This is a genomic window from Domibacillus sp. A3M-37 (assembly GCF_024213455.1).
Taxonomy (GTDB): domain Bacteria; phylum Bacillota; class Bacilli; order Bacillales; family Domibacillaceae; genus Domibacillus; species Domibacillus tundrae.
On sequence record NZ_JANAVL010000002.1, the window covers coordinates 381,667 to 400,363 of the forward strand.

The 18,697-nt window shown below is 45.2% G+C and carries 20 protein-coding genes; 19 read left to right on the forward strand and 1 reads right to left on the reverse strand.

Annotated elements, in window-relative coordinates:
- The first annotated feature begins 5 nt into the window (after positions 1 to 5).
- From rsgA to spoVM, 4 genes are read left to right on the forward strand one after another with little or no spacing between them, the layout of a single operon-like run.
- Positions 6 to 881, forward strand: a complete 876-nt coding sequence (gene rsgA / locus NLX67_RS06060; RefSeq protein WP_254310726.1) for a ribosome small subunit-dependent GTPase A — start codon at positions 6 to 8, stop codon at positions 879 to 881.
- A 4-nt stretch (positions 882 to 885) separates the two neighbouring features.
- Entirely contained in the window at positions 886 to 1,545 is a 660-nt protein-coding gene (gene rpe, locus NLX67_RS06065) for a ribulose-phosphate 3-epimerase (RefSeq protein WP_046181077.1), read from the forward strand.
- The gene (locus tag NLX67_RS06070; protein WP_254310727.1) at positions 1,542 to 2,195 is read left to right on the forward strand and encodes a thiamine diphosphokinase; all 654 of its coding nucleotides are present in this window, start codon (positions 1,542 to 1,544) and stop codon (positions 2,193 to 2,195) included. Before rpe ends, NLX67_RS06070 begins: the two co-directional genes overlap by 4 nt.
- Positions 2,192 to 2,275 carry a stage V sporulation protein SpoVM gene (gene spoVM, locus NLX67_RS23175; protein WP_046175094.1) on the forward strand — a complete coding sequence of 28 codons (84 nt, stop codon included), beginning with the start codon at positions 2,192 to 2,194 and terminating at the stop codon, positions 2,273 to 2,275. The genes NLX67_RS06070 and spoVM overlap by 4 nt, the downstream gene beginning before the upstream one ends.
- Before the next feature lie 49 nt (positions 2,276 to 2,324).
- On the opposite strand, the gene rpmB is transcribed toward spoVM, so the two are convergent.
- A complete protein-coding gene (gene rpmB, locus NLX67_RS06075; RefSeq protein ID WP_045850130.1) occupies positions 2,325 to 2,513 on the reverse strand; it encodes a 50S ribosomal protein L28 in 189 nt (62 codons plus the stop codon).
- A 223-nt stretch (positions 2,514 to 2,736) separates the two neighbouring features.
- On the opposite strand from rpmB, the gene NLX67_RS06080 reads away from it, so the two are divergent.
- The 15 genes from NLX67_RS06080 (at position 2,737) to NLX67_RS06150 (ending at position 18,695) form a co-directional block, all read left to right on the forward strand.
- Positions 2,737 to 3,099, forward strand: coding sequence for an Asp23/Gls24 family envelope stress response protein (locus NLX67_RS06080; RefSeq protein WP_046181079.1), 363 nt, complete (start codon positions 2,737 to 2,739; stop codon positions 3,097 to 3,099).
- A gap of 18 nt (positions 3,100 to 3,117) precedes the next feature.
- A complete protein-coding gene (locus NLX67_RS06085) occupies positions 3,118 to 4,785 on the forward strand; it encodes a DAK2 domain-containing protein (protein ID WP_254310728.1) in 1,668 nt (555 codons plus the stop codon).
- Positions 4,786 to 4,911: 126 nt separating this feature from the next.
- The gene (gene recG, locus NLX67_RS06090; protein ID WP_254310729.1) at positions 4,912 to 6,969 is read left to right on the forward strand and encodes an ATP-dependent DNA helicase RecG; all 2,058 of its coding nucleotides are present in this window, start codon (positions 4,912 to 4,914) and stop codon (positions 6,967 to 6,969) included.
- 88 nt (positions 6,970 to 7,057) lie between these two features.
- Positions 7,058 to 7,648, forward strand: a complete 591-nt coding sequence (fapR, locus tag NLX67_RS06095; protein ID WP_254310730.1) for a transcription factor FapR — start codon at positions 7,058 to 7,060, stop codon at positions 7,646 to 7,648.
- Positions 7,632 to 8,624: a phosphate acyltransferase PlsX gene (plsX, locus tag NLX67_RS06100; RefSeq protein ID WP_046179141.1), complete on the forward strand. Its 993-nt coding sequence runs from the start codon at positions 7,632 to 7,634 to the stop codon at positions 8,622 to 8,624. The genes fapR and plsX overlap by 17 nt, the downstream gene beginning before the upstream one ends.
- 8 nt (positions 8,625 to 8,632) lie before the next feature.
- Complete coding sequence (fabD, locus tag NLX67_RS06105; RefSeq protein WP_046179325.1) at positions 8,633 to 9,580, forward strand: ACP S-malonyltransferase; 948 nt, start codon at positions 8,633 to 8,635, stop codon at positions 9,578 to 9,580.
- Positions 9,577 to 10,320 carry a 3-oxoacyl-[acyl-carrier-protein] reductase gene (gene fabG, locus NLX67_RS06110; protein WP_254310731.1) on the forward strand — a complete coding sequence of 248 codons (744 nt, stop codon included), beginning with the start codon at positions 9,577 to 9,579 and terminating at the stop codon, positions 10,318 to 10,320. Before fabD ends, fabG begins: the two co-directional genes overlap by 4 nt.
- A gap of 59 nt (positions 10,321 to 10,379) precedes the next feature.
- Complete coding sequence (acpP, locus tag NLX67_RS06115) at positions 10,380 to 10,613, forward strand: acyl carrier protein (RefSeq protein WP_045850123.1); 234 nt, start codon at positions 10,380 to 10,382, stop codon at positions 10,611 to 10,613.
- A 117-nt stretch (positions 10,614 to 10,730) separates the two neighbouring features.
- Positions 10,731 to 11,465 (forward strand): ribonuclease III, encoded by a 735-nt coding sequence (gene rnc / locus NLX67_RS06120; RefSeq protein ID WP_046179143.1) that lies wholly within the window; start codon positions 10,731 to 10,733, stop codon positions 11,463 to 11,465.
- A gap of 17 nt (positions 11,466 to 11,482) precedes the next feature.
- On the forward strand, positions 11,483 to 15,040 hold the full coding sequence (smc, locus tag NLX67_RS06125) for a chromosome segregation protein SMC (protein WP_254310732.1): 3,558 nt from the start codon (positions 11,483 to 11,485) through the stop codon (positions 15,038 to 15,040).
- A 20-nt stretch (positions 15,041 to 15,060) separates the two neighbouring features.
- A complete protein-coding gene (gene ftsY, locus NLX67_RS06130) occupies positions 15,061 to 16,080 on the forward strand; it encodes a signal recognition particle-docking protein FtsY (RefSeq protein WP_046179145.1) in 1,020 nt (339 codons plus the stop codon).
- Positions 16,081 to 16,172: 92 nt separating this feature from the next.
- On the forward strand, positions 16,173 to 16,487 hold the full coding sequence (locus tag NLX67_RS06135) for a putative DNA-binding protein (RefSeq protein ID WP_254310733.1): 315 nt from the start codon (positions 16,173 to 16,175) through the stop codon (positions 16,485 to 16,487).
- Positions 16,488 to 16,499: 12 nt separating this feature from the next.
- The gene (gene ffh / locus NLX67_RS06140) at positions 16,500 to 17,849 is read left to right on the forward strand and encodes a signal recognition particle protein (RefSeq protein ID WP_046179147.1); all 1,350 of its coding nucleotides are present in this window, start codon (positions 16,500 to 16,502) and stop codon (positions 17,847 to 17,849) included.
- A gap of 102 nt (positions 17,850 to 17,951) precedes the next feature.
- Positions 17,952 to 18,224, forward strand: coding sequence for a 30S ribosomal protein S16 (gene rpsP / locus NLX67_RS06145; protein ID WP_046179148.1), 273 nt, complete (start codon positions 17,952 to 17,954; stop codon positions 18,222 to 18,224).
- Positions 18,225 to 18,305: 81 nt separating this feature from the next.
- Positions 18,306 to 18,695 (forward strand): YlqD family protein, encoded by a 390-nt coding sequence (locus NLX67_RS06150; protein ID WP_046179149.1) that lies wholly within the window; start codon positions 18,306 to 18,308, stop codon positions 18,693 to 18,695.
- Positions 18,696 to 18,697 lie beyond the last annotated feature (2 nt).

The following is an 18,697-nucleotide window of genomic DNA, read 5'->3' on the forward strand; positions in this document are numbered from 1 at the left end:
GCTACATGCCAGAAGGCAAAATCATTAAAGCGTTAAGCGGTTTTTATTACGTACTTGATGGGGAAAACATTATTCAATGCCGCGGGAGGGGAATATTTCGAAAACGAAATATTACCCCGCTCGTCGGAGATTATGTTGAATATGAGGCAGAAAATGATAAAGAAGGCTATGTTTTATCCATTGGAGAACGGAAAAATGATCTTGTTCGGCCGCCAGTCGCTAACATTGACCAGGCTGTGCTTGTTTTTTCCGCGATGGAACCGGCGTTCAGTACCATGCTGCTTGACCGCTTTTTATTGCTGATCGAGTCAAAAAATATCGAACCGGTCATTTGTCTGACAAAGATGGATCTGGCTGACGATCAGAAAAAGCTTAATGCATTTATTGCAGATTATCGAAAGATTGGCTATACCGTTGTGGAGACATCTTCTGAAACGATGGCTGGCCTTAACTCGCTTGAAGATTATTTAACCGGCAAGACGTCAGTGTTTGCAGGACAATCTGGGGTTGGAAAATCATCATTATTAAATGCAATTCGACCGGATCTTGAATTAAAAACGGATGAAATTTCCAGCTCGCTTGGCCGCGGCAAGCATACAACCCGGCACGTGGAATTAATTCCGGCAGCAGGCGGGCTGGTCGCAGATACGCCTGGATTCAGTTCATTGGATTTTGATGGAATTGATGTGGAAGATGTTTCGGCTTGCTTTCCCGAGATGGCAGAGTTGAGCTCTTCCTGCAAATTTCGTGGCTGTATTCATATTAATGAACCAAAATGTGCCGTAAAACAAGCGGTGGAGAAGTCAGAAATCCCTTCTTATCGTTATAATCATTATTTACAGTTTATAGAGGAAATTAAAGAGAGAAAGCCGAGGTACTGATGTTATGATAAAGATTGCCCCTTCTATTTTGTCCGCTGACTTTGCGCGGCTTGGTGAAGAAATAAAAGACGTGGAAAACGGTGGCGCGGATTACATCCATGTTGATGTAATGGATGGTCATTTTGTGCCAAATATAACAATCGGCCCGCTTATTGTAGAAGCGATCCGTCCGGTAACAAGCCTGCCGCTTGATGTGCATTTAATGATCAGCAATCCAGACCAATACATTGAAGCGTTTGCGAAAGCGGGAGCGGATATTATTACGGTTCATGCTGAAGCCTGCCCACATTTGCACCGGACCATTCAGCTCATCCGCTCATTTGGTGTAAAAGCGGGTGTCGTCCTAAATCCATCTACGCCGGCAGATACGCTCCAATATGTCATTCGAGATATTGATATGGTTCTATTGATGACAGTCAATCCTGGGTTTGGCGGCCAATCTTTTATTGAAGCGGTTGTACCAAAAATTCGCCATGTCCGTGAAATGATTGTAGAGGCGGGCGTGACAGTAGACATTGAAGTGGACGGCGGTGTGAATACAGAAACTGCTAAAAAGTGTGCAGAAGCCGGTGCCAACGTTCTTGTAGCCGGTTCCGCTATTTACAATGAAAAGGACCGAGGCACGGCCATTCAGGCAATTCGTGCCGCTGCGGAAAACGCGTGATCATTCGAATTGTAGCCGGTGGACCAGAGAAGGAACTGCCAATTTTAAACATGAATCCTGAAACGGATGACCAATGGATTGGCGTCGATCGGGGCGCCCTTTATTTGCTTGAACGAGGTATTACACCTGCCAAAGCGTTTGGAGACTTTGATTCGATAACGGCTGAAGAATGGAACCGGATTGCGGCTGTGGTCCCGGATTATGTTCAATTCCCAGCTGAAAAAGACGAAACCGATCTTGAAATTGCGCTGAATGCTGCAATAAAGCAACAACCAGAAGCGATTTTTTTGTACGGAGTGACAGGCGGCCGGCTTGATCACTTTTTCGGCGCGGTTACATTGCTTATGAAAAAAGAGCTGGATTGTCCTGTTGTGATTGTTGACCACCAAAATGAAATTTCTGTTTATTCGCCGGGAGAAACGGTCATTGACCAAAAAGAACAATGGCCCTATATTTCTTTTTTTGCAATGAGTGAAAAAGTTGAAGGGCTGACACTTTCTGGGTTTAAATTTCCGCTTCACAACTTCACCGTCCAAAAAGGTTCCTCCAGATGTGTCAGCAATGAAATCCTTGAAAAAAAAGGGGTCTTTTCATTTCGTTCAGGCATATTAATGGTTATTAGAAGCCGTGACGGGAGGAGAAGCCATTGAAATTTTACACATTAAAACTGCCGAAATTTGTCGGGGGCATGATCCGTATGGTGCTGTCAGCCGGGAAAAAAAGAAAATAAAAAAGCACCAGTGCCATTTGGCGCCGGTGCTTTTTTATTTATGGAAAAATTAAACACGTTCAACTTTTCCAGATTTAAGTGCGCGGGCAGAAACCCAAACACGTTTTGGTTTACCGTCAACGAGGATACGAACTTTTTGAAGGTTAGCGCCCCATGTACGTTTACTTGAATTCATCGCGTGTGAGCGGTTGTTTCCAGTACGTGCTTTACGGCCAGAAATAACACATTTTTTTGGCATTGTATTCACTCCTTACTATTCAGGATCATCATTGTCTACGTTTTTATGTGCAAGACACTTAAATAATTTATCATAATCAACCAATGAATGCAACAGCTTTGAAAAAGTCTTTCAAGAAAAATCACTTGACAGTTAAAAAGGAAGTCAATCCGTTTGTTCAGTTGTGAAGTTGTATATAAATATAGTAAAATGACTATAGTTTGATTCGCGAGGAGGATTTTTTGTGACGATTGAATTAACGACAGAACTCGGTCAAATTGACATTTCAAATGAAGTGATCGCGATGATTGCAGGTGGCGCGGCAGTAGACTGCTACGGCATTGTCGGAATGGCGTCAAAAAAACAATTAAAAGATGGCATTGCGGAAATTTTGCGCCGTGAAAATTTTACGCGCGGTGTGCTCGTACGCCAGGAAGAAGATCGCATTTTTATTGACATGTACATTATCGTCAGCTATGGAACAAAAATTTCCGAGGTGGCGAGCAACGTTCAGTCAAAAGTAAAATACACGCTTAATCAAACAGTAGGACTATCAGTCGATTCTGTTAATATTTTTGTACAGGGTGTACGGGTAACGAACCCGTAGTGTGAGGAGGAAATTTTTGTGGGTATGACTTCATTGGACGGGTTGCGCTTTGCCAGGATGGTTCAGGCGGGCGCGCAGCATTTATCGGTGAACGCGGATATGGTGGATGCATTGAATGTGTTTCCGGTTCCGGATGGCGACACGGGAACGAATATGAATTTATCGATGACATCAGGAGCAAAAGAAACCGAATCGTCGAAACAAACGCATTTCGGCAAAACGGCGGAAGCGCTGTCGAAAGGGCTTTTGATGGGCGCACGGGGAAATTCTGGCGTTATTTTGTCCCAGCTTTTCCGCGGCTTTTCAAAAGCAATCGCTAACAAGCAGGAAGTCTCGGCTTTTGAACTGGCGGCTGCGTTTGAAGCGGGGGTTCAAACAGCTTACAAAGCGGTTATGAAGCCAGTCGAAGGGACCATCTTGACTGTCGCAAAAGATGCGGCCAAAAAAGCAGTAGTCGTTTCACAAAAAGAAACGAATATTATTGCGGTTATGGAAGCACTTGTAAAAGAAGGCCAGGCTTCGTTGGATCGGACGCCCGAGCTTCTGCCGGTCTTAAAAGAAGTAGGTGTGGTCGACAGCGGCGGACAAGGACTTTTGCTTGTATATGAAGGCTTTTTAGCTGAGCTTAAAGGAGAAGCACTTCCGGCAGCGCTCTCCACGCGGCAGGACATGACAAATCTGGTCAGTGCCGAGCACCATAAAAGTGTACAGAGCTTTATGAATACAGAAGACATCGAATTCGGCTACTGCACGGAATTTATGGTGAAGTTCGAAGAGAAAAAGCTATCAAAAAATCCTTTTTCCGAAGACCGGTTCCGTCATGAACTGAGTGAATTCGGTGATTCGCTGCTTGTGATTTCCGATGATGAAATTGCTAAAGTACACATTCATGCCGAGCATCCAGGTGATGTATTAACAATTGGACAGCAATACGGCAGTTTAATCAGTATGAAGATTGAAAATATGCGTGAGCAGCATAGCGCGATTACAGGTTCATCTTCGGCACCTGCGGCTAAGCCGTCCGAAAAAACAAAATACGGTGTTGTTGCGGTTGCAATGGGTTCAGGAATAGCGGAATTATTTACAAGCATCGGCGCAACAGCTGTTATTGAAGGCGGCCAGACAATGAACCCGTCTACGAAAGACATTGTCAAAGCAATCGAGGATTGCCATGCCGAGCATGTTTTTGTGCTGCCGAATAATAAAAACATTATTATGGCCGCAGAACAGGCAGCGGAAGTGTCAGAATCTGTTGTGTCTGTTATTTCAACGAAAACCGTACCCCAAGGTCTTGCTGCGTTGATCGCGTTTAATCCAGATGGTGTTGAATCATCAAACCGGGACGCCATGAATGCAGCGTTTGCCCAAGTGAAGACCGGGCAAGTAACACATGCTGTCCGTGATACGACGATTGATGGCATTGATATTAAAAAAGATGATTTCATGGGTCTGGCAGAAGGCAAAATCGTTGTGACGCATTCAGAAAAAGCAGAAGCGGCGAAAGAGCTTCTTCAATCACTGCTCGATGATGGGTCGGAAATTGTGACTGTTATTTATGGGGAAGAAGCCTCAGAAGAAGTGGTGGAACAAATAACGAATTTTATCGAGCAAAATTATCCAGATGTTGAAGTGGAAGTGCACGACGGAAAGCAGCCGCTGTATCCGTTTATTTTTTCGATTGAATAAACAAGAGAGAGAGATCATTCTCTCTCTTTTTCTCATTAGGCCTGCAGGAAGCAGGTCACAAATGCGTTGCGACAGGGACGTCGCGATTCTAGCATTTGATCCTTGTATATGAAAGGAGGAAAAACGATGCTTGAAACCAGCCATCCGCTTAATCAGCCAATCAGTGTATTGAAAGGAGCGGGGAAAGAAGCTCAATTGTCACTGTCCTCTATTGGCGTGCTGACTGTTGGCGATTTAATGGAATTTGTTCCAGCCCGCTATGATGATATGCGGCTGAAAAACCCCGAAGAAGCGGCCCATGATGAAAAAGTAACAATCGAAGGCGTGATTCAAACAGAGCCGTCAGTCATGTATTACGGAAAGAAAAAATCACGCCTGACGTTTAAAATGCTGTCTGGGTCCCATTTGATTAACGTAACGTTTTTTAATCAGCCTTATTTGAAGAAAAAAGCGGCTGTTGGCGATACAGTAACCGTGACTGGAAAGTGGGACCGCCACCGGCTGGCGATTTCCGGACAGATGATGGAGACCGGCGCCTATTCGCGTGGAACTGATTTTGAAGCGGTTTATTTGCTGCGTAACGCGCTCCCACTTAAGCAATTTCGAAAACTCGTCAACCAGGCGATCGACTTGTACGGTGATTACATTGAAGAAACATTGCCGGTCCGCTTGACTGAGCAGTATCGGTTGATGGAAAGAAAAGAGGCGATTCGGGCGCTTCACTTTCCGGAATCACACGATGAAATGAAGCAGGCGCGCCGCCGATTTGTGTATGAAGAATTCTTTTATTTTCAGCTGAAAATGCAGGCGCTCCGAAAAACGATTCGGGAGCAGTCCGGCGGAATCATACAAAAATATGACCTTGCCAGGCTGAAGAAATTAATTGACTCGCTTCCTTTTGAATTAACCAATGCACAGAAAAAAGCCGTTAATGAAATTTGTGCGGATATGAAGGCGCCGTACCGGATGAACCGGCTGCTGCAAGGAGATGTCGGCAGCGGCAAAACAGCGGTAGCCATACTAGCACTCTATGCATCGGTAACAGCTGGATTTCAAGGTGCTTTAATGGTGCCAACTGAGATTTTGGCTGAGCAGCATGCGAAATCGCTTCATGACATGCTTGAGCCATTTGGTATTTCGATCGCTTTGTTAACAGGCACAGTAAAAGGCAAACGCCGGAAAGCGCTGCTTGGCGCCCTTCAAGCAGGCGACATCGATATTTTAATTGGGACACATGCGCTTATACAGGATGATGTTATATTTCATAATCTCGGACTTGTGATCACAGATGAACAGCATCGGTTTGGCGTCAACCAGCGCCGGGTCCTCCGGTCAAAAGGAGAAAACCCAGACGTTTTGTTTATGACTGCAACGCCAATTCCACGGACACTTGCTATTACCGTTTTTGGTGAAATGGATGTGTCGATCATTAATGAAATGCCTGCAGGCCGAAAAGCGATTGAAACGTACTGGGCGAAAGAAGAGATGCTTGGCCGCGTTCTTGATTTTACGGAAAAAGAGCTTCAAAAAGGACGGCAGGCATATGTTATTTGTCCACTCATTGAAGAATCAGAAAAGCTCGATTTCCAAAATGCACTTGATGTCCATGCGCAGCTGACAAGCCATTTTCACGGGAAATTTACTGTCGGTCTTATGCATGGGCGATTAAGTGGCGAAGAAAAAGAAACTGTGATGAAATCGTTCAGCGTAAATGACCTAAATATTTTAGTATCAACGACTGTTGTGGAAGTAGGCGTGAATGTGCCAAATGCGACAGTCATGATTATTTATGATGCTGAACGATTCGGTCTGTCGCAGCTTCATCAGCTGCGTGGACGTGTTGGACGGGGCTCGGAGCAGTCATATTGTATGCTTATTGCCGACCCGAAATCCGAAACCGGCAAAGAGCGCATGACTGCGATGACAGAAACAAATGATGGATTTGTATTAAGTGAAAAAGACTTGGAACTGCGCGGACCCGGCGATTTTTTTGGCCGTAAGCAAAGCGGTCTGCCTGAATTTAAAATGGCGGATATGGTGCACGACTATCGAGCGCTTGAAACCGCACGAGAAGATGCCAATACGTTGATCAATGATCCAGCTTTTTGGACGAACGATGAATATCGCCATTTGCGTAGCGCTTTGACCGATTCCGGCGTGCTCGCCGGCGAAAAGCTTGATTAAGAATGCAAGTTGCCTCTTGCATTCTTTTTTTGTTATCTTTATACTGTTTTTTAGTACCTAGTCCTAATATCGGATGGTGGGATGAAAGATGAAACAATCAAAAAAAGAACGTCAGGAGCGTCTGCAAAAAACGATTCAGGAAAATCCGTTTGTGACCGATGAAGAACTGGCGCAGGAATTTAGCGTAAGCGTTCAAACGATTCGGCTTGATCGAATGGAGCTGTCCATTCCGGAGCTGAGAGAACGCATTAAATATGTAGCAGAGAAAAACATGCAGGATGAGATCCGCTCGCTTCCAATTGAAGAAGTGATTGGCGATATTATTGATATCGAATTGGACAAAAGCGCCATTTCGATTTTTGATGTAAAAAAAGAGCACGTGTTTACACGCAATGGCATTGCGCGCGGCCATCATTTATTTGCGCAAGCCAATTCATTGGCTGTAGCAGTCATTAATGATGAAATGGCATTGACAGGTAAAGCTGAAATCCGGTTTACGCAGCCCGTTAAAGAAGGCAGCCGCATCGTTGCAAAAGCAAAAGTCACGCGATCCGAAAAAGGACGAACCATTGTAGATGTGGCGAGTTTTGTTGGCAGTGATCTTGTATTCCGGGGTGAGTTCTCGATGTTTCGCGCACCATCTGTAGAAAAGGAGGAAAAAGATGAAACTGGCAATTGATGCAATGGGCGGTGATCATGCGCCTGAGCAAATTATTTTTGGTGTCAACCGGGCATTGAAAGAATTACCGGAACTGGAATTAATGATCTTTGGAGATCAAGAGAAAATTCAGCCGCTTTTAGATGCAGGCAGCCGGGTGGAAGTTGTTCATTCACCGGATGTTATTCTTGGTACAGACGAACCCGTTCGGGCCGTTCGTCGAAAAAAACAGTCATCCCTCGTTATGATGGCTGAAGCTGTGGCGAATAAAAAAGCAGCTGCTTGTGTGTCAGCGGGTAATACGGGTGCGCTTATGGCAGCAGGGTTATTCGTTATCGGCCGTATTGACGGGGTGGAACGGCCAGCTTTGGCGCCAACGTTTCCGACTGTTGACGGCAAAGGATTTGTCATGCTCGATGCCGGAGCGAATGCAGACGCAAAGCCGGAGCACTTGCTGCAATATGCGGTGATGGGTTCTGTTTATGCTGAAAAAGTCCGCGGCATTGAAAAACCGCGCATCGGGTTATTAAACATCGGAACGGAAGAAAAAAAAGGGAATGAACTAACAAAGGCGGCATATAAACTGCTAAGTGATGCGCCCGAAATGAACTTTATCGGCAACGTTGAATCGCGTGAGCTGTTGAACGGAGTGGCGGACATTGTTGTGACAGATGGCTTTACTGGCAACATGGTGTTAAAAACGATTGAAGGCAGTGCACTGTCTATTTTCTCTATGTTAAAAACAGCGTTAACCGCTTCAACAAAATCAAAGATTGGTGCCTTGCTTTTAAAAGATGAATTGAGGGGCTTGAAAAATAAAATGGATTATGCTGAATATGGCGGCGCCGGTTTATTTGGCTTAAAAGCGCCTGTTATTAAAGCACACGGATCATCTGACGCAAATGCTTTTTATCATGCAATCGAACAAGCTCATAAAATGGCGCAGGCGAATGTGCCGGCTATTATTGAATCACAAATTGCCAGTGGGAAGGAATGACGAAACAGATGGGGAAAATCGCGTTTGTATTTCCGGGACAAGGTTCCCAAATGGTCGGCATGGGAAAATCACTTGCTGATCAGCATGCATATATAAAAGAGATGCTTCAAAAAGCGGATAAAAAACTCGGCTATTCATTAACGGACATTATGTTTAACGGACCGGAAGAAAAGCTGACGCTCACATCAAACGCGCAGCCAGCTCTTTTAGCAGTCAGCATGGCTGTGTTAAAGCGGTTTGAAGAAGAAGGTATTATACCAGACTTTACTGCCGGTCATAGCCTCGGAGAATATTCTGCTTTAGCAGCAGCTGGCGCGATTACATATGAAGAAGCGGTTTATGCGGTTCATCAGCGCGGTAATTTAATGGAAGAAGCAGTACCGGCCGGCCAAGGCGCAATGGCAGCGGTGCTTGGCATGGAACGAGCGGCACTTGAAGAAGTGTTAGCACAAGTTTCAAAAGGCAGCGATATAGTGGCAGCAGCCAATTTTAACTGCCCGGGTCAAATTGTGATTTCAGGGTCAAAAGAAGGTGTTGAAAAAGCATCTGAACTTCTAAAAGAAAAAGGCGCGAAACGAGTCATTCCATTAAATGTAAGCGGTCCTTTTCATTCGCCGCTTATGGAACCTGCTGCTGAAAAGTTACAGTTAGTACTTGATGAGGCAAATATTCAACCGAGCCAGATACCGGTCATTGCCAATGTGAATGCACAGCCGGTTACCGATGCAGAGACCATTAAAGAAAACCTTGTGAAACAGCTGTATTCACCGGTTTTATGGGAAGACAGCGTGCAAACGATGCTTGAGGCAGGAGTTGACACGTTTATTGAAATCGGTTCAGGTACCGTTTTGTCCGGCTTAATCAAAAAAGTAAATCGGCGTGTTCGGACGTTCGCCATCAGCGATGAAGAATCGATTGTAAAAACAGTGGCAGCACTGAAGGAGGAAACGGAATGAATCTTGAAGGGAAAACAGCACTTGTCACAGGCGCGTCCCGTGGCATCGGTAAAGCCATCGCATTAGAACTTGCCCGTCACGGTGCGGATGTTGCAGTCAATTACGCTGGGAATGAACAAAAAGCAAAAGAAGTAGCCAATGAAATCCAAGCAATGGGACGACGTTCATTTATCGTTCAATGCGATATTTCAGATAGTGATGCTGTACAGGCGATGGTAAAAGAAACAGTTGCTCAATTTGGCCGCCTTGATATTTTGGTGAACAATGCGGGCATTACGCGCGATAACCTGATTATGCGTATGAAAGATCAGGAGTGGGATGACGTTATTAACACGAATTTAAAAGGTGTTTTCCTATGTACAAAAGCGGTTACCCGCCAGATGATGAAGCAAAGAAGCGGCCGGATTATTAATATTTCTTCGGTTGTCGGCCGGATCGGAAATGCAGGCCAGGCCAATTACACGGCAGCTAAAGCAGGTGTAATCGGCTTAACAAAAGCGTCTGCGCGTGAGCTCGCTGCACGTGGCATTACGGTCAACGCAATTGCTCCTGGCTTTATCGCAACAGATATGACGGATAAACTGTCGGCAGAGGCAAAAGAGCAGCTAATCGGCCAGATTCCTCTTGGAACGCTCGGTGATACTGCTGACATCGCCGCCGCGGCTGCATTTTTAGCAAGTGATGGCGCTAAATATATTACCGGGCAGGTGCTCGGTGTCGACGGCGGCATGGCGATGTAAGAAAAAGCGTGTTTTGACGGATTGAATCGTCTATAATACTTGAGGGGAGGTGAATCATAGTGGCAGATGTATTAGAACGTGTAACAAAAATTATCGTCGATCGTCTAGGTGTCGAAGAATCACAAATCAACCTTGATGCAAAATTCAAGGAAGATCTTGGCGCAGATTCTTTAGATGTTGTTGAGCTTGTAATGGAGCTTGAGGACGAATTCGATATGGAAATTTCCGATGATGATGCGGAAAATATTACGACGGTAGGCGACGCTGTAACGTACATAAACAGCAAAAACTAATCGTCCATTAACGGCAGATCCGGCTAATCGGGTCTGCTTTTTTAATTCTCTTTGCGCTATACATTTTTTTCGGCTAAACTATTTTTGTGTGCATTTTAACATTGCGGAGGAACAAGAATGAAAAAAACAAATCGGGAGCAGCGTTATTCCGAACGGAAAAATATGGAGTTTCATGAATTTCAAGAGGAAATGGACATCCATTTTCAAAACGAATCGTTATTAAAGCAGGCATTTACGCATTCATCATATGTGAATGAGCATCGGAGAAAACCGTATGAAGATAATGAGCGGCTGGAGTTTTTAGGAGATGCTGTTTTAGAACTGACTGTTTCGCAATTTTTATATAAAACATATCCGGTTATGTCAGAAGGGGAATTAACGAAACTCCGGGCAGCGGTCGTTTGTGAACCATCACTGGTCACATTTGCGAACGAGCTTGAACTCGGCAAGCTCATCTTGCTTGGAAAAGGGGAAGAGATGACTGGAGGAAGAATGCGGCCCGCTCTTTTAGCAGATGTATTTGAAGCATATATTGGCGCCCTTTACTTAGATCAGGGAATGGAAGCGGTTGTTCCTTTTCTGGAAAAGATCGTTTTTCCGAAAATCAGCGCCGGTGCTTTTTCTCATGTGATGGATTTTAAAAGCCAGCTGCAGGAATTTGTGCAGCGTGAACTTAAAGGGGCGCCATCGTATCGGATATTAGAAGAAAAAGGCCCTGCGCACAATAAAGAATTTATTACAGAAGTTTCGTTAAATGGTACCGTGCTCGGCCGTGGTGCCGGACGGTCAAAAAAAGAAGCAGAGCAATTTGCAGCGCGCATGGCGCTTGAACATGTAAAACAATCGAAGTAGGAGACAGGTGGATAGACATGATCCTGAAAAAGCTTGATATAGCGGGATTTAAATCATTTGCAGGGAAAATAACCATCGACTTTATGCCCGGTGTGACAGCTGTTGTCGGGCCGAATGGTTCAGGGAAAAGCAATATTACCGAAGCGATTCGCTGGGTGCTTGGTGAACAGTCCGCTAAAAATTTGCGGGGCGGAAAAATGGAAGATGTTATCTTTTCCGGAAGTGATTCGAGAAGGCGGCTGAATGAAGCGGACGTGACCATTACGCTCGATAATCGGGATGGGGCACTTCCGCTTGATTACAGTGAAGTAAGCATCACGCGCCGCGTAAATCGAAATGGCGACAGTGGGTTTTTTATCAATAAACAAAGCTGCCGGCTAAAGGACATTATTGAATTGTTTATGGACTCCGGACTTGGCCGCGGTGCATTTTCTATTATCGGACAAGGACGCGTCGATGAAATTTTAAACAGCCGTCCTGAAGAACGACGGTCGATATTTGAAGAAGCGGCTGGTGTGCTGAAATATAAAACCCGCAAAAAACAAGCGGAAATAAAGCTTGCTGAAACAGAAGAAAATGTCAGCCGTGTGCAGGACATTTTATATGAGCTGGAGCAGCGGGTAGAACCGCTGGAAATTCAGGCGGCTGCAGCAAAAGATTTTCTTGAAAAAAAAGCAGAATTAAAAGAAGTGGAAGCATCTGTCTGGGCGCATGATATTGCCGAGTCACATGCAGAATGGGAAGAACGAAAAAAGGACCGGCATCATCAAGAAGGGCAGATTACCTATTTTAGTGAAGAGGCGGAAAAAGCTGAATCACACATCCGGACATTAGAACAGGAAGTGAAAAAGCTTTCACTTCAAGAAGAATCGACCCAGCAGAAGCTTATGACTATTATTGAATCACTTGAAAAAATTGAGGGAAGACGGCGTTTGATGGATGAACGCCAAAAAAATGCTTCTTATAATGAAGAAAAGCTCGTCCAATCGATGAAGGAAGCGGAAGAAAAAGAAGCTTCGTTAAAACAAGCATTAGCGGAAGTAAAAACGTTGTCCGAAACAAAAAAGCAGGCGTTTGGGACATTAAAGAAAGAAGCAGCGGAAAAAGAAGCACTGCTGCGCGCTTTATCCCAAAACAGCGGCGATACACTTGAGTCGCTCAAAGCAGATTACATTGACCATTTAAGCAAAGAAGCAGCCGCTAAAAATGAGCTGATTGAAATTGACCGCCAGCTTGAAAGGCTGACGGCCCGGTTTGAGCGGCTCGGCGGGCACAACGATCAATATTTGTCTGAACGAGCCGCGCTTCAGCAAGAACAGGAGCAAATTGAAAAAGCACGTTTGTCAGCAGAACAAAAGCTTGATGAACATACGACCGCTTATCGTGGGGCAAAACGGGAGCGGAATGAAGTAAAAGAATCGCTTGAAAAAAAACGAAATGCTTTATATAAGGCATACCAAATTTTGCAGGAAGCGTCGTCCCGCCGTGATCTTTTAGTCTCAATGGAAGAAGACTATTCGGGCTTCTTCTCTGGTGTTAAAGAAGTATTAAAAGAGAAAAAAGGCCGTCTGTCCGGCGTGATTGGCGCTGCCGCTGAATTAATCCGGGTGCCGAAACAATACGAACTGGCAATTGAAACAGCACTTGGCGGTGCCCTTCAGCATATTATTGTGACCGATGAGCCAGCTGCCAGAAAAGCGATCACTTTTTTAAAGCAGCATAAATATGGCAGGGCGACGTTTTTGCCGCTGTCAACCGTAAAAGAAAAATCTGTTCCGGATCATGTATTAGCATCTGTCCGGCACGAGAACGGTTTTCTCGGAACAGCTGTGGAACTGACGGACTACGATGAGCAGTATGCGCGCGCAGCCCGCCACTTACTGGGAAATGTCATCATTGCAGCAGCACTTGAAGAAGCAAACAACATCGCTCGTAAAGTGAATCATCGGTATCGCGTTGTAACAGTTGAAGGTGACGTGGTGAATGCCGGGGGCTCAATGACCGGGGGCTCAATGAAAAAAACAGGTGCGTCGCTGCTTGGCCGCAAAAATGAACTAGAAACGTTAAACGGACAAATTGGACAGATGGAGCAAAAAACAGCTCAAGTGGAAAAAGAAGTGAAAGCATTTCAGATTCGCGCCGCTGAATGCGACCAACTCGTCGGGCGGCTTGAGGAAACAGGCGAGCTGTATCGGCAGGGACTTCAGGAAGCAAAAAATCAGCAGCTGGAATGGTCCTTTAATGAACAGTCGATTAACGACCGGCTCGCTGTATATGACGCGGAAAAACGAGAGTTTCAGGAAGAAAAAGACCGGCTTGAGCAGCGGAAACACGAAGCATTCAAGCTTTTATCCGAAAAACAGCAAGCGATTCACCTGCTGGATAATCAAATGGCTTCGATCGAACAAAAGCAAAAAACAGACTCCTCCGAACGGGACCGGCTGGCGGAGCGGGTCAATACGCTCCGTCCACAAATAGCGGTGCTTGAAGAACAACTTGCATATAACAATCAGCAGGAAAACCGGCTGCGCATGGAATTGACAGATGTCCAAAAGCAGCTGAAGCAGCTGAAAGATGAACAAGCGTTTATGGAAAACGAGCGATCTGACAGTGGATCGACCGGATTGACACTTGCACAGCAGTCGGATGAACTGGCAATTGAAAAAGACCGGCTTGTGAAACAAATTGCCTCGTTTAAGGCAGAACGAAATGACAAAGCGCAAAAGTTGGAAGAGGAAGCGGCTTCGCTGCAAGAATCACGCCGCCTGCTGAAAGGCTTGACAGAATCAGTGCGTGGGCATGATGTAGCCATTGCCCGTTTAGATGTTGAGATTGATACGTGGCTGCAAAAGCTAAATGAGCAATACGGCATGTCATTTGAAGAAGCGGAGCGACTGTATCCTTTGACCCGCCCAATTGACGAAGCGAGACGGAACGTGCGACTCATTAAAAAAGCAATAGAAGAACTGGGCGATGTGAATATTGGCGCTATTGAAGAATATGAAATGACGTTTGAACGGGTGGCTTTTTTGCGTGGTCAAAAGGAAGACTTGGAAGAAGCGAAATCAACACTTCGGGATGTTATGAGCGAAATGGACATTGAAATGATGCGCCGTTTTTCGGAAACATTTGAAGCGATTAAAGCTGAATTTCAGCCGGCATTTATTCAGCTGTTTGGCGGCGGCCGGGCGGAATTGAAATTGACGGACCCGAAAGATATTCTGAATTCAGGTGTCGATATTTCGGCGATGCCTCCGGGGAAAAAACTGCAGCACTTAAGCTTACTGTCGGGTGGCGAGCGGGCGCTGACAGCGATTGCGCTCCTATTTGCGATTCTGCGCGTGCGGCCGGTGCCATTTTGTATTCTAGATGAAGTGGAGGCAGCACTCGATGAAGCGAACGTTCACCGATTCAGCCGTTATTTAAAAGAGTTCAGTGAAGAAACGCAATTTATCGTTATTACGCATCGTAAACAGACGATGGAAGAAGCGGATGCACTGTATGGAGTTGCCATGCAGGAATCCGGAGTTACAAGTCTTGTATCAGTGAGACTTGAAGAAGCGGCAGTGACATAATAAAAGAAAGGATGAAAACGATGAGCTTTTTTAAAAAATTAAAAGAGAAACTTTCCGGCTCGCAGGAGCAGGAACAAACGACGGAAAAATATACGGAAGGGCTAAAGAAAACACGGTCCGGCTTTTCCGAAAAAATGAATAACTTATTTGCACGCTACCGCAAGATCGATGAAGATTTTTTTGAAGAGCTTGAAGAAATTCTGATTGGTGCGGATGTTGGGTTTGATACAGTGGTGGAGTTGATTGATGAACTGAAGCTGGAAGTGAAACGCCAAAACACAAATGAACCCGAAGCGCTCCGGGAAATCATTACTGAAAAATTTGTGGGTATTTACGCTGGCGATGATGAGATGTCATCTGAATTAAATATTCAAGAAACAGGATTAACGGTCATCTTGTTTGTTGGTGTCAACGGCGTCGGAAAGACAACAACAATTGGCAAACTTGCGCACCAATTTAAAACGGAAGGCAAAAAAGTGATGCTTGCGGCCGGCGATACGTTCCGCGCGGGCGCGATTGAGCAGCTCGAAGTATGGGGGGAACGGACTGGCGTAGATGTTATTAAGCAGGCGGAAGGATCCGACCCGGCGGCCGTCATGTATGACGCTGTACGCGCAGCTAAGTCACGAGGCGCCGATATTTTATTATGTGACACAGCCGGACGTCTGCAAAACAAAGTCAATCTTATGAACGAACTGCAAAAAGTAAAGCGCGTAATTGAACGGGAAATTCCAGAGGCGCCTCATGAAGTCCTGCTCGTTGTAGATGCGACAACGGGACAAAATGCACTCATTCAGGCAAAAACGTTTAAAGAAGCGACGGCTGTATCGGGTATTGTGCTGACAAAGCTTGACGGGACAGCCAAAGGCGGTATCGTACTTGCCATCCGGAAAGAACTTGGCGTACCGGTTAAATTTGTCGGTCTTGGCGAAAAAATGGACGATCTGCAGCCGTTTGATGCCGAAAAATACGCTTATGGACTGTTTGCTCAGGCATTTGAACAAAAAGAATCCGAGTCAGAGGATGAAACAGCCGAATAATCGGCTGTTTTTCACCTTTCTTGACAGAAAAGACAGAAGCAGGTACACTATTTTAGTGTAAAGGCTTTTCACTTAACAAAGGAGGGACAGCCGTGCTTGAAAAAACGATGCGGATGAATTATCTGTATGATTTTTATCAGATGCTTCTGACCGACAAACAGCGCAGCTATATGTCCCTATACTACCTGGATGACTATTCGCTCGGCGAAATTGCCGATGAATATGGAGTGAGCCGCCAGGCGGTCTATGATAATATAAAACGTACAGAAACAATGCTTGAAGAATATGAAGCGAAATTAATGCTGCTAAAGAAATTCCAAGAGCGCCAGGCGTTAATTGATCAGTTGAAAGAACGGGCTGATGAAGCTATGCTGACAGTAATCGAGGCGATTGAGGAGCTTGAATAGGGGGACTGCATGATGGCATTTGAAGGATTAGCCGAACGACTGCAAGGAACAATGCAGAAAATCCGCGGCAAAGGGAAAGTATCCGAATCCGATGTAAAAGAAATGATGCGAGAAGTACGTCTTGCTCTTTTAGAAGCGGATGTTAACTTTAAAGTCGTCAAAGAATTTGTCAAAAAGGTAAGCGAGCGTTCTGTCGGCCAGGAAGTGATGAAAAGCTTAACGCCAGGCCAGCAGGTCATTAAAGTCGTTAAAGAAGAATTAACAGAATTAATGGGCGGCGAAGAAAGCCGGATAAGCACAGCAAAGCGCCCGCCAACCGTCATTATGATGATCGGGCTGCAAGGGGCCGGGAAGACGACAACGACCGGAAAGCTTGCGAACCTGCTTCGTAAAAAGTATAATCGGAAGCCGTTGCTCGTTGCGGCGGATATTTATCGTCCAGCGGCGATTAAACAGCTGGAAACGCTAGGGAAACAGCTTGATATGCCTGTTTTTTCACTTGGTGATCAAGTGAGCCCGGTTGAAATTGCCAAGCAGGCGATTCAAAAAGCAAAAGATGATCATTTGGATTATGTCCTGATTGATACAGCCGGCCGCCTTCACATTGATGAAGGGTTAATGGATGAGCTAAAACAAATTAAAGACCTGTCATCGCCAGAAGAGATTTTTCTCGTCGTCGATTCAATGACCGGCCAGGATGCCGTAAATGTAGCGGAAAGCTTTAATGAGCAGCTTGGCATTACCGGTGTTGTGCTTACAAAGCTCGATGGGGATACACGTGGCGGAGCTGCATTGTCGATCCGCGCTGTAACCGGAAAGCCAATCAAATTTGTCGGGATGGGTGAAAAACTAGACGCTCTTGAGCAGTTTCATCCAGAGCGGATGGCGTCCCGTATTCTAGGGATGGGCGATGTGCTATCGCTTATTGAGAAAGCCCAAACAAATGTGGATGAGACGAAAGCAAAAGAGCTGGAACAAAAAATGCGGACGATGTCGTTTACATTTGATGACTTTTTAGAACAGCTGGGGCAGGTGCGTTCAATGGGACCGCTCGATGAAATTTTAAAAATGCTTCCGGGCGCAAACAAAATGAAAGGCTTAAACAATGTGCAGGTTGACGAAAAACAAATCGGCCGTGTTGAAGCGATCATCCGCTCCATGACAAAGAATGAAAAACAGCAGCCGGAAATTATTAATTCTGGTCGTCGCAAGCGGATTGCCCGCGGTTCCGGTACATCGATTCAGGAAGTAAACCGTTTGTTAAAACAGTTTGAAGACATGAAAAAAATGATGAAACAAATGTCTTCGATGCAGCAAAAAGGCAAGAAAAAAGGCGGCATGCCAAAGCTTCCTTTTATGTAATCTAAAACAGATTTAATCTGTAAAGAAAAAACACTTTACAACACTTTAACTATTTGGTATTATTCTATCTTGTGTGAAACTATTTCGGAGGTGCTTATTAGCATGGCAGTAAAAATTCGTTTAAAACGTATGGGTGCAAAAAAATCCCCATTCTATCGTATCGTAGTAGCTGACGCCCGCGCGCCGCGTGATGGCCGTTCAATTGAAACAATCGGAACATACAACCCGGTTACTCAGCCAGCAGAAGTGAAAATCAATGAAGAGCTTGCGCTTAAATGGCTTCAAGATGGTGCGAAACCGTCTGATACAGTCCGCAATCTTTTCTCAAAAGAAGGTCTTATGGAAAAATTCCATAATGCCAAATATAGCAAGTAAGCTATTGCGAGACAACAGTTCCCCAAAAGAATTTTCTTTTGGGGAATTGCCATTTTTGTTCCATGTAAAGGAGCGGTGGGGATGCACATTTTACAAACAGTATCAGTCGTTCAAGTGGTAACAGATTCCCTGAAACAAATGCGAATGGATGCATATGAACAGCAAAAGCGCCGGTTAGAGAGGGAAACAGCCCAGCTGTTATTCGAAAAGAAAAAAGCGGAGCGCGGCGGCTCTAAGCAAGCGGAAGCAGCGGCCCGGTTTCAAATTGAAATTGATCAGCGCCATGAAAAATTAGCAGTGGTGGAATTTCAAATGAGCCAGCTTGACCAGCTGCCGCTTGGCACTGAACTGAAAGAACGGGACATTCAATCGATTGTTGATATAAAAGCCGGTGATCGTTTTGATGGAAAAACCAGTGGCACAATCGTTGTAAAAGATGGCATCATTATCGAAATTCGCACCGAGGGGTGAAA

Excerpts from the sequence above, each read along its gene's own strand:
- NLX67_RS06150 (WP_046179149.1), top strand. The coding sequence starts at position 18,306 with ATGCACATTTTACAAACAGTATCAGTCGTTCAAGTGGTAACAGATTCC.
- rpmB (WP_045850130.1), bottom strand. The coding sequence starts at position 2,513 with ATGCCAAAAAAATGTGTTATTTCTGGCCGTAAAGCACGTACTGGAAAC.
- fabD (WP_046179325.1), top strand. The coding sequence starts at position 8,633 with ATGGGGAAAATCGCGTTTGTATTTCCGGGACAAGGTTCCCAAATGGTC.
- rnc (WP_046179143.1), top strand. The coding sequence starts at position 10,731 with ATGAAAAAAACAAATCGGGAGCAGCGTTATTCCGAACGGAAAAATATG.
- rpe (WP_046181077.1), top strand. The coding sequence starts at position 886 with ATGATAAAGATTGCCCCTTCTATTTTGTCCGCTGACTTTGCGCGGCTT.
- recG (WP_254310729.1), top strand. The coding sequence starts at position 4,912 with ATGCTTGAAACCAGCCATCCGCTTAATCAGCCAATCAGTGTATTGAAA.
- plsX (WP_046179141.1), top strand. The coding sequence starts at position 7,632 with ATGAAACTGGCAATTGATGCAATGGGCGGTGATCATGCGCCTGAGCAA.
- rpsP (WP_046179148.1), top strand. The coding sequence starts at position 17,952 with ATGGCAGTAAAAATTCGTTTAAAACGTATGGGTGCAAAAAAATCCCCA.
- smc (WP_254310732.1), top strand. The coding sequence starts at position 11,483 with ATGATCCTGAAAAAGCTTGATATAGCGGGATTTAAATCATTTGCAGGG.
- rsgA (WP_254310726.1), top strand. The coding sequence starts at position 6 with ATGCCAGAAGGCAAAATCATTAAAGCGTTAAGCGGTTTTTATTACGTA.
- ftsY (WP_046179145.1), top strand. The coding sequence starts at position 15,061 with ATGAGCTTTTTTAAAAAATTAAAAGAGAAACTTTCCGGCTCGCAGGAG.
- ffh (WP_046179147.1), top strand. The coding sequence starts at position 16,500 with ATGGCATTTGAAGGATTAGCCGAACGACTGCAAGGAACAATGCAGAAA.
- fapR (WP_254310730.1), top strand. The coding sequence starts at position 7,058 with ATGAAACAATCAAAAAAAGAACGTCAGGAGCGTCTGCAAAAAACGATT.
- fabG (WP_254310731.1), top strand. The coding sequence starts at position 9,577 with ATGAATCTTGAAGGGAAAACAGCACTTGTCACAGGCGCGTCCCGTGGC.